The sequence below is a fragment of the Pseudactinotalea sp. genome (assembly GCF_048594945.1).
GTDB lineage: Bacteria > Actinomycetota > Actinomycetes > Actinomycetales > Beutenbergiaceae > Pseudactinotalea.
In genome coordinates this window covers 1-2,941 of the sequence record NZ_JBMDXJ010000277.1, presented here as the reverse complement: position 1 = coordinate 2,941, position 2,941 = coordinate 1, and the positions used below count along the sequence as shown (strand labels likewise).

Below are 2,941 nucleotides of genomic sequence, written 5' to 3'. Positions count from 1 at the left end.
GTACAGCATCCAGGTCAGCCACCTGTCGCCGGCGATGTGCCAGAGGATCAGCGCCGTGCCCGTGATGACCACGGCGGTGAGGATCCTCATGCGTGCACCATGTGTCTCAGGTCGACGATGGTGGCGTGTTGTGCGATGAGCGCGTCGATGTACTCGGTGCCGTGGTGGGCGCAATACGCGAGTGAATGGCCTGAGGGCATTTCTGCATAGAGGAATGCCCTCACGTGAGCGCTGGTTGGGCACGCGTCGCACTCGTCGGCCGCGACTTCAACGACGTTCATCGTCGCCTCCTCAAAGGTGAGGAACAGCAAGGGGTCGAAGGGAAATGGCTGGCAAGGCAGGATTCGAACCTGCGGCCGGCGCATTAACATTGCGCTGCTCTGCCGCTGAGCTACTTGCCATAGGACGCCCTCGGCCGTACCGGCTGCGTCGTGTTCAGTTGGGTGCGCACTGGGGGGTGTGCGCTGTCGCCGTCGCTATGGGCGGCATCCCTCAAACCCGCATCGCCGAGAGCGTGTCATCGAGCTTGCGGGGAGGAGATGTGTCCCGCCAGTCCCGGAGGATGGTGGGGAACAAGAAAGCCGCCCCTCATGAGGAGGTGCGGCTTGCGGCTGGCTGAACATGGTTCTTGAGCCTCGCGGCTACTGTAGCAGATTTTGCAGATTACTTTCGCGGACGCCCCGGCGTCTTCTTGGATGCGTTTCGCAGATCTCGGATGTTGTACCAGATGACGTCTCCTGGCCTTAGGGTTCGCACGGTCCCTTCTCTGGCCCACCGGTAGACCGTGTGGATCGATCTGCCCGTGATTCTTGTGGCTTCGTCAAGCTGCACCCAGTCGTCTAGTGCCCCCAATGGCTTTCTCCGTTCGTTGCATCTCGGCTGTCACGAGTTCAATGAGCGTCTTGAACTCGTCCTCTGTGTACTCGTGCCCGCACTCAGTGCAGGCGATGTGAACCTTGTCGCCCCCGAACTCCGGCGGTCGATACCGGATTGTCTCCCCTACGCATTGCTGGCATCGGACTTGCCTGACGTTGCGGGGTTTGTCTTCGATGGGCCAGCGGTGCAGGGCTGTTTCGAGCTCTCGGGTGAACATCCGTGCGGTGAAGGCGCCGTCTGCATCGTTGGCGACGTCTTCGAGGTTGGGCCAGTAGCGAAGCTCGGCCGAGAGCCGGGCGATCTCTTCTGCGGCCAACCATGTGGGGGGAACGCCGAGCGGGTGATCCGATGTCCCGTTGACTCTGTCGTTCGCAACCTCGTTGCGGAGGTAGCCTGCAACGCGGAACCACGGAACGACGATCAGCGACTTCTCCACAGCGATGCGGAAGCGTCGCCACTCGTCCCATGTGAGGTATCCGACGTTGCGGTGATCCGGCATCTGTTCATGCATCGGGGATCGTCTCTCCTTCGTCCAGTGGTGCGACATGCCCGAACTCGTCGACCTTCCAGAACAGTGGTTCACCCCTCGATGTGAGCGAGATGAAGACCTCGGCGTGCTCGATCAGGGGCAGTGACCTCATGACGCGTCTCCTTGGAATCGGCGCCAGGAGTCGGCTCCTAGCGCGTTGGAGAAGGCTTGGGTTGCTTCCTGTGCGGTGCGGAGAAGTTTGAGCATGTCGGGGTCGTTGCGGAACATGCCGGGGTTGATGGATCGGAGTAGTTCGACGGCTTCACTGGAGGCTTGGTTTGCAACCAGCCGGGGGATGCCGACCCGGTTCCGCCACTTCGGTGCCACTTCCAGCCACCAGTACATGTCGCGTAGGTTGTCAGGCTTGGTCACGTACTGGTCCCACACCTCATCGTGGATCTGCTCGTACCGGGTACTGCGTTTGATACTCACCGGCCTGGTCCCTTCTCGTGATCTTCGTCGTGGATACCGAACCGCATCACTTCTGCGAGTTCGGCTTCGGATAGTTCAGGGGTCTGCGGGTTGGTCATAGTTCTCTTTCCTTCGTTAGTTGGTTGATCGGTTCGGGTCGGTGGGTGAGGTCGGTGATGGTGACCTCGAAACGAGGTGTCTCACCGGGCCGGTATTCGATGCGTGGCATGACCCGGGTGACGTAGTCGGGGGTGTCGTCGGGGACGAGTCGTGCGGAGGTTCCCTTGTCGGCGGCGAGCCCATCGATCACCGCTTTCAGGAACGGGGCTAGGTTCTCTCCCCCATCACGGCGACGACGGTCAGCCACCACCCACACGAGCTCCACCTGCATGCGCTGCATCACCGGCACCCTGTGGTGACGAGCGAGAGCGACCACCAGGGTTCTCACCTCAGCGGTCGATCTCGCTTTCGTCGCCCAATGCCCACGCCAATTCGCAGACAACCCAGCCGGCGGGCGCGGGTATGGCAGGGTCAACGTCCACGTCATACGGCTCCCTTCAAGTGATCGATCAGCTGTCGGCCGATGTACTCGGTGTACGCAGGCGGCAGGGCCTCGCTGAGTTCGCGGAGCTCCATCCAGTCGATGCCCATCGCCTTGCGCTGAACGTCGAGCGGGATCCGCCACACGCCGACCTCGACCGTGCGTCGAAGATTCGTGCGGTTGGTCGCCGGGGGGAACCTCGGTGTCTGCCACGAGTGATCGCAGGCGGGTCCGGTGAGTGGAATGTTCGACTCGAACAGCCGGTGCCGGCGGACGTCGAGACCGAACGACGAACCGCACAACATCACAGGGTCGATCAACTCAGCCCGAGCGGTCTCGACATTCTCGATGACCCACGGCACATCGAGTTGCTCGAGCCGTTCACGGACGTCGGGAATGAGGTTGAGGTATCCGTCTCCGACACCCGCTCCGCGACGTCGATAGGCGGTGAACTTCTGGCACGGCGGCGACGTGTGCACTGCCTTGACCCGGCGACCGAAAGCCCTGCCCGTGCGGACGAACGTGTCGAGAACCTCAATCGCGTCGGCGACGTGATGCTCGAACGGATACCGGGGCTGCTTGTC

The 2,941-nt window shown here is 62.0% G+C and carries 6 protein-coding genes and 1 tRNA gene; all 7 read right to left on the bottom strand.

All coding sequences use genetic code 11. The features are described 5' to 3' along the window. Window positions 1-86: 86 nt before the first annotated feature. Window positions 87-311: a DUF7455 domain-containing protein gene (locus tag ACOJSN_RS12050; protein ID WP_420112741.1), complete on the bottom strand. Its 225-nt coding sequence runs from the start codon at window positions 309-311 to the stop codon at window positions 87-89. 15 nt (window positions 312-326) lie between these two features. After that, window positions 327-401 (bottom strand) — tRNA-Asn (locus tag ACOJSN_RS12045). A gap of 419 nt (window positions 402-820) precedes the next feature. Next, window positions 821-1,387: a hypothetical protein gene (locus ACOJSN_RS12040; RefSeq protein ID WP_420112740.1), complete on the bottom strand. Its 567-nt coding sequence runs from the start codon at window positions 1,385-1,387 to the stop codon at window positions 821-823. Then, entirely contained in the window at window positions 1,380-1,517 is a 138-nt protein-coding gene (locus ACOJSN_RS12035) for a hypothetical protein (RefSeq protein ID WP_420112739.1), read from the bottom strand. Before ACOJSN_RS12035 ends, ACOJSN_RS12040 begins: the two co-directional genes overlap by 8 nt. Further along, a complete protein-coding gene (locus tag ACOJSN_RS12030) occupies window positions 1,514-1,837 on the bottom strand; it encodes a hypothetical protein (protein WP_420112738.1) in 324 nt (107 codons plus the stop codon). Before ACOJSN_RS12030 ends, ACOJSN_RS12035 begins: the two co-directional genes overlap by 4 nt. A gap of 94 nt (window positions 1,838-1,931) precedes the next feature. Further along, complete coding sequence (locus ACOJSN_RS12025; protein ID WP_420112737.1) at window positions 1,932-2,216, bottom strand: hypothetical protein; 285 nt, start codon at window positions 2,214-2,216, stop codon at window positions 1,932-1,934. Between the two features lie 143 nt (window positions 2,217-2,359). Next, window positions 2,360-2,941 (bottom strand): hypothetical protein (locus tag ACOJSN_RS12020; RefSeq protein ID WP_420112736.1); only part of this gene is annotated, 582 nt, incomplete at its 5' end.

Coding starts and splice junctions, on each gene's coding strand:
- ACOJSN_RS12025 (WP_420112737.1), bottom strand. CDS start 2,216: ATGCAGCGCATGCAGGTGGAGCTCGTGTGGGTGGTGGCTGACCGTCGT.
- ACOJSN_RS12040 (WP_420112740.1), bottom strand. CDS start 1,387: ATGCATGAACAGATGCCGGATCACCGCAACGTCGGATACCTCACATGG.
- ACOJSN_RS12035 (WP_420112739.1), bottom strand. CDS start 1,517: ATGAGGTCACTGCCCCTGATCGAGCACGCCGAGGTCTTCATCTCGCTC.